The sequence below is a fragment of the Hansschlegelia beijingensis genome (genome assembly GCF_045505405.1).
GTDB lineage: Bacteria > Pseudomonadota > Alphaproteobacteria > Rhizobiales > Methylopilaceae > Methylopila > Methylopila beijingensis_A.
The window spans coordinates 1-6,099 of the sequence record NZ_JBJKEX010000182.1 but is presented as its reverse complement, the minus strand read 5'-3'; the positions used below and the strand labels follow the sequence as shown (position 1 = coordinate 6,099).

The 6,099-nt window shown below is 69.0% G+C and carries 6 protein-coding genes; 1 reads left to right on the top strand and 5 read right to left on the bottom strand.

The window, feature by feature from the left end; translation table 11 throughout:
* Positions 1–120 precede the first annotated feature (120 nt).
* Positions 121–612 (bottom strand): cupin domain-containing protein, encoded by a 492-nt coding sequence (locus ACIKT0_RS11705; RefSeq protein WP_407105514.1) that lies wholly within the window; start codon positions 610–612, stop codon positions 121–123.
* A gap of 175 nt (positions 613–787) precedes the next feature.
* Between ACIKT0_RS11705 and ACIKT0_RS11700 the strand changes: the two genes are divergently transcribed.
* Positions 788–1,996 carry a multidrug effflux MFS transporter gene (locus ACIKT0_RS11700; RefSeq protein ID WP_407105513.1) on the top strand — a complete coding sequence of 403 codons (1,209 nt, stop codon included), beginning with the start codon at positions 788–790 and terminating at the stop codon, positions 1,994–1,996.
* Between the two features lie 13 nt (positions 1,997–2,009).
* Here ACIKT0_RS11700 and trmB read toward each other — a convergent pair whose 3' ends face one another.
* The 4 genes from trmB to lnt form a co-directional block, all read right to left on the bottom strand.
* Positions 2,010–2,699, bottom strand: a complete 690-nt coding sequence (gene trmB, locus ACIKT0_RS11695) for a tRNA (guanine(46)-N(7))-methyltransferase TrmB (protein WP_407105512.1) — start codon at positions 2,697–2,699, stop codon at positions 2,010–2,012.
* Positions 2,700–2,748: 49 nt separating this feature from the next.
* Entirely contained in the window at positions 2,749–3,921 is a 1,173-nt protein-coding gene (gene metK, locus ACIKT0_RS11690) for a methionine adenosyltransferase (protein WP_407105510.1), read from the bottom strand.
* 141 nt (positions 3,922–4,062) lie between these two features.
* Complete coding sequence (locus tag ACIKT0_RS11685) at positions 4,063–4,476, bottom strand: helix-turn-helix domain-containing protein (RefSeq protein ID WP_407105515.1); 414 nt, start codon at positions 4,474–4,476, stop codon at positions 4,063–4,065.
* 140 nt (positions 4,477–4,616) lie between these two features.
* Positions 4,617–6,099: apolipoprotein N-acyltransferase (gene lnt, locus ACIKT0_RS11680; protein ID WP_407105509.1), on the bottom strand; the 1,483-nt coding region annotated here is incomplete at its 5' end.

Below are 6,099 nucleotides of genomic sequence, written 5' to 3'. Positions count from 1 at the left end.
CGGACCGCCGCTGGCGCAGGGCGCGCGGCCTCGCGAAGCCGCCGCGGGCGCCTCTCCAAGCGCGCCTCTCAGGCCGCCATTGGGGCGGCCGGAGAGCGATCGCGGCTCACCGGATTTTGTTCAGATCCCCTGCGGCTGCTTGTGGATCGGGTCGACCCAATAGACCTCCTCCGGGGCCTCCACCGGGTCGACGTCAGTGATGTTCACCACGACCGCCTCATTGTCCGAGCGCACCAGGACGCATTCGAGGGGGTTTTCCGGATCGGCGTTGATCTCCTGGTGCGGCACGTAAGGCGGCACGAAGATGAAGTCGCCGGGGCCCGCCTCCGCCACGAACTCGAGCCGCTCGCCCCAGCGCATCCGGGCCTTGCCGCGGACGACGAAGATCACGCTCTCGAGCGCGCCGTGGTGGTGCACCCCGGTCTTGGCGTTCGGCTCAATCGAAACCGTGCCGGCCCAGATCTTCTGCGCGCCGACCCGGGCGTGATTGATCGCGGCCTGTCGGAACATACCGGGGGTCTGCGCCGTGTTCGGGTCCAGCCGATCGCCTCTGATGACGCGCACGCCGTCATGCTTCCAGCGCTCATGGTCGTGGCCCGTCTCGTCGCTCATTCATTGAATCCTTCTGTCGCGGACGATCGTCCGTCATTCTCGGCGGGAATCGGGAGTGATCCAAGCCCCCTGCCGCCCGCGCAGAGCGGCTCTGCGCTTCAAAGCCCCTGTCTTCGCCCTAGAACGCCCTTGTCGCCGCTCCTCGGCGGTCTCGTCCCCAACGTCTGCGGAACCGATGCGCCTGCGGCCCGACACGCTCGCCCTCACCGCCGTGCTGGCGCTGCTCACGGCGGTCGGCCCGCTCGCGATCGACATGTATCTGCCGTCGCTGCCGACGCTGACCGCGGCGCTCGACGCGACGCCCGCGCAGGGGCAACTCACCCTGTCGGCTTTTCTGGTCGGCTTCGCGGGCGGGCAGGTGCTCTATGGGCCGCTATCCGATTCCCGCGGCCGCAAGCCCGTTCTGCTCGCAAGCCTCGTCCTGTTCACCTTCGGCAGCGCTCTGTGCGCGGTCGCTCCCACGATCGAGACGCTGATCGTGGCCCGCTTCCTTCAGGCGCTCGGCGGGGCGGGGCCGGTCGTGCTGGCCCGCTCGATCGTGCGCGACCTCTATTCCGGCGCGCGCGCCGCGCGCGAGCTGTCCAACATGGCGACGATCCTCGGGCTGATCCCGGCGGTCGCGCCGCTGATCGGCGGCGTGCTGGAGAGCGCGTTCAACTGGCGCGCGACCTTCGTGCTGCTCACGCTGCTCCTCGGCGGCGAGATGATCATCGTTGCGCTCTGGCTGCCGGAGACGATCCGCGCCCGCGCGGCGGGCGGCTTCAGCTTCGGCTCCGTCCTGAGAAGCTACGGCGTGCTGCTGAGACACCGCGGCTTCGTCAGCTATCTGGGCCTCACCGCGATCGCCTTCGGCGGCCTGTTCGCCTACATCTCGACCTCGTCCTTCATCCTCCAGTCGATCTACGGGCTGAGCGAGATCGCCTACGGGGCGGCGTTCGCGATCGGCGTCATCGGCTATATCGGCGGCACCCTCACGGCGGGCCCCCTCGTCCGCAAGCGCGGGCTGGACGGCGCGATCGGGGTCGGCGCCGCGGCGGTCGCCTTCGGCGGCCTGCTGATGCTCGGGCTCGTCCTGTTTGGCCCGAGGAGCCCCGCGGCCGTGGTCGTCCCGATGATGTTCTACATGTTCGGCGTCGGGCTGGTGATGCCGCAGAGCATGGCTTCCGCGCTCCAGCCCTTCCCGGAGCGGGCGGGCGCGGCGTCCTCGCTGGTCGGTTTCGCCCAGATGACGTTCGGAGCGATCGTGGGGGTCGGGCTCGGCAAGACGCTCGGCATGGAGACGGTGGGCCTCTTCGCCCTGCCGGTCGCCGTCTCGTTCTTCGGCGTCGCGACCCTGGCCCTGTTTCTCGGCACCGCCCGGGCCCGCGCGGGCGCAGCCAGATAGGGGCGTTCCGTTCTCATATGCGGCGGAAGGTCAGGTAGACGCCGCGCCGGCCCTCGCGGATCGCCTTCGCCTCGTAGCGGGTGCCGGGCCAGCCGGCCCACGGCTCGCGCCAGTCGTTCGCGGCCTCCGCAGTCCATTCGAACTCCGGCGACCGCCGCGCATGGGCGAGCGTCCAGGCCACATAGGAGTCGATGTCGGAGGCGAAGCGGAACGGAGCGCCCGGCTTCATCACCCGCGCCAGGCGGCGCAGGTTCTCGTCCGAGACGAAGCGGCGCTTCCAGTGCCGGGTCTTCGGCCATGGGTCGGGATAGAGCAGGTCGACGGCCGCAAGCGAACCGCTCGGCAGCCTGTCGAGCAGCTTGATCGCGTCGTCGTCATAGAGGCGGACGTTGGTCAGCCCGAGGCGTTCGACCCCGGCGACGCCCTTGGCGAGGCCGTCCACAAAGGGCTCGATCCCGATGAAGCCGACATCGGGGTTCTCCTGCGCGCGGTGCAGCAGATGCTCCGCGCCGCCGAACCCGATCTCGAGCCGGACCTCGCGGACGCCATCGGGAAACAGCTGCGCCAGATCGTCCGGCAGCGCGTTGGGCTCGACGCGCAGGCGCGGGTAGCTCTCGGCCACAGTGGCGGCGCGGCCGGCCCGCAAGGGCTTGCCGCGGCGCCGTCCGAAAAAGGAGCCGCCGGGGCGCGCGTCTTCGGACATGCTTCAAGCCGCCGTCAGGGGAGGCGGCGGCCCGGAGGCCGCCGGCTGATCAGGACAGCGCGGACTTCAGCGCGTCGGCGAGGTCGGTCTTCTCCCAGGAGAAGCCGCCGTCGGCGTCGGGCTCGCGGCCGAAATGGCCGTAGGCCGCGGTGCGGGCGTAGATCGGACGGTTGAGGTTCAGCTTCGTGCGGATGCCGCGCGGGCTGAGGCTCATGACCTCGCTCAGCGTCTTCTCGAGCTTCGCCTCGTCAACCTGGCCGGTGCCGTGCAGGTCGACATAGACCGAGAGAGGCTCGGAGACGCCGATCGCGTAGGACAGCTGGATCGTCGCGCGATCCGCGAGGCCCGCGGCCACCACGTTCTTGGCCAGGTAGCGCGCCGCGTAGGCGGCCGAACGGTCGACCTTGGTCGGATCCTTGCCCGAGAAGGCGCCGCCGCCGTGCGGCGCAGCGCCGCCGTAGGTGTCGACGATGATCTTGCGGCCGGTGAGGCCGCAATCGCCGTCCGGGCCGCCGATCACGAAGGACCCGGTCGGGTTCACATGCCAGACGGTCTCGTCGGAGATCCAGCCCTCGGGCAGCGTCTCGCGGATATAGGGCTCGACGATCGCGCGGATGTCGCGCGAGCTCTGGCTCTCGTCGGTGTGCTGGGTGGAGAGCACGATCGACGTCACGCCGACCGGCTTGCCGCCGGCGTAGCGCACGGTGACCTGGCTCTTCGCGTCGGGGGCGAGCGTCGGCTCCTGACCCGAATGGCGAACCTGCGCGAGCCGCTCGAGAATCTTGTGCGAGTAATAGAGCGGCGCCGGCATCAGCGACGGGGTCTCGCGGCAGGCGTAGCCGAACATGATGCCCTGGTCGCCGGCGCCCTCGTCCTTGTTCCCGCCGGCGTCGACGCCCTGCGCGATATGGGCGGACTGTGCGTGCAGGTAGACCGAGACGTCGGCCTTCTCCCAGTGGAAGCCTTCCTGCTCGTAGCCGATGTCCTTGATCGCCGCGCGGGCCGCCTCGACGATCTGATCCGTGGTGATGCTGTCAGGGCCGCGGACCTCGCCGGCGATCACCACGCGGTTCGTGGTGCACAGCGTCTCGCAGGCGACGCGCGCTTCCGGCTCAGCGCCCAGATAGATGTCCACCACCTCATCGGAGATGCGGTCGCTCACCTTGTCGGGGTGGCCTTCGGATACAGACTCGCTCGTAAAGAGGTAATCAGCGCGGGCCAATGGCAGCTCCCCCGGACCGGTCGAACGACGAGAGCGTTCGGTTTGCCGAACGCTCTCGTGATTTCGCAGATGCGGCGAAAACGGTCAAGCCGAGCCAATTGAGGCCGCGCCGGACCGGGGCGCGGCCAACCCGCGCGCCCGTCAGGCCGACTTGAGTTCCTGATCGGCCAGGGCGGAGACGAGATCCACGATCTTCCGCCGAACCTTCGCGTCCTGAATGCGGACGAAGGACTTGTTGAGCTGAAGCCCCTCGGTCGTCGTCAGGAAATCGACCACGTAATCCGAGCCCTGGCTCTCCCCGAAGCCTTCGCTCCGGGATTCGGAGCCCGGAGCGTCGTCGAAGAAGTACGACACCGGCACGCCCATGACAGTGGCGATCTGCTGCATCCGGCTCGCGCCGATACGGTTCGTGCCCTTTTCGTACTTCTGAATCTGCTGGAAGGTGATGCCAAGCGCTTCACCGAGCTTTTCTTGGCTCATGCCGATCAAGACGCGCCGCATTCTTACCCGGCTGCCGACATGCTTGTCGACCGGGTTGGGCGTCTTCTTAATCATCTGAATTCTCCTAGCAACCGATCGTGCGGCGTCGCCCCCGCCGTACAACTCCTGTTTCACGCGCACGAACGCCGCTGGCGCTCTGCGGAGCGCCGCCTAGGCGGCTTGAGGCCGTAGATGGTCATCTCGCCTGAGGCTTGTCAAACCCGGTTCCGAAACGTGAATACGATAATGCCGAAAATCACGGGAAAGCACAGGTAAAGAAGACCGCAGGTTGTGACGAAGATCGTCGGCGCGATCGGAAGAGGCAAAGGCGCGTCCAAAACGTCGCGCGCGCCGAGCGGGAGCGCCGCGATCGTGCGGCCATAGGCGTCGACCACCGACGAGACGCCGCCATTGGCGGAGCGCACCATGGGAAGGCCCTGCTCCACTGCCCGCACCCGCGCCTGGGCGGCATGCTGGTAGGGTCCCGGCGTCCGGCCGAACCACGCGTCATTGGTGATGTTGAGCAGGAAGTCGGGCCGTTCATCGCCGGAGGCGATCTCCGCCGGGAAGATCGCCTCGTAGCAGATCAGCGGCCGGAAGCGCGGGCCCTGCGGGAGCGAGATGATCGACCGCCGGTCGCCGGTCGCGAAGCCGCCCCGCTGCCGGGTCAGTTGCTCGAGGCCGATCGATTCGAGCAGCGACTGGAAGGGCAGGAACTCCCCGAACGGCACCAGGTGGATCTTGTCGTAGGTGGCGAGGATCGAGCCGTCGTCGGCCACCATGTGGAGCGAATTCCAGAAATCGGCCCCCAAGCCGTCCGGCCGCCGCTCTCCGCGCACGGAGCCGGTCACCAGCACTGAGCCCGGAGCAAGGCTCCGGCCGATCCGCGCCAGCGCATCCGGCGTCCGCGACAGCAGGAACGGGAAGGCGGATTCGGGCCACACCAGCAGCCCGACATCCGCGAAGCCGCTATGCCCGGGGCCGCGCGCTTCGTCCGACAGCGCGACATAGGTGTCCATGATCGTGTCGGCCTGGGAGTCCTGCGACTTCATGTCCTGCGGGATCTCGGGCTGCAGAACCCGGACCTTGAGCCGCGGGTCGACGCCCGCCTCTGCGCCTGCAAGCCGGAAGGCTCCGAACCCGGCGAGCGCAAGCAGGGCGAGGCCCGCGACCGCGACCAGCCGAGGGCCGGCTCTGCCGGCGTCGACGAGCGCCGCCGGCGCGGCGAAGATCGCGAGCGCCAAGAAGGTGAGGCCCTCGACGCCGACGACCGAGGCGAACTGGCCAAGCCAAAGCTGGTCGGCCAGCGCGTAGCCGAAGGAGTTCCACGGGAAGCCGGTGAAGAGATGGCCTCGCGCCAGCTCGGCGAGGCCGAGCGCCGTCGCGAACACGAGAATTCGCGGCCAGCCCGGCGTCCAGAACAGGCGCGCGAGCGCGAACCCGGCCGCCGTGAAGCCGCCCAGCAGGGCCGGGAGCCCGGCCACCGCGAACGGCATCAGCCAACCGAAGACGTCCGCGTCGACCAGGAAGGCCGAGCCGATCCACCACAGGCCGGCGAGGAAATATCCGAAGCCGAAGCACCAGCCGATCCAGCCGGCGACCAGCGCGGACCGCAGCCGCGACGGCGCGGCTGCGCCGTCGATCAGCCACACCGCGAAGGGCAGCGTCAGGGCGAGCACCGGCCAGCCGTTGAACGGC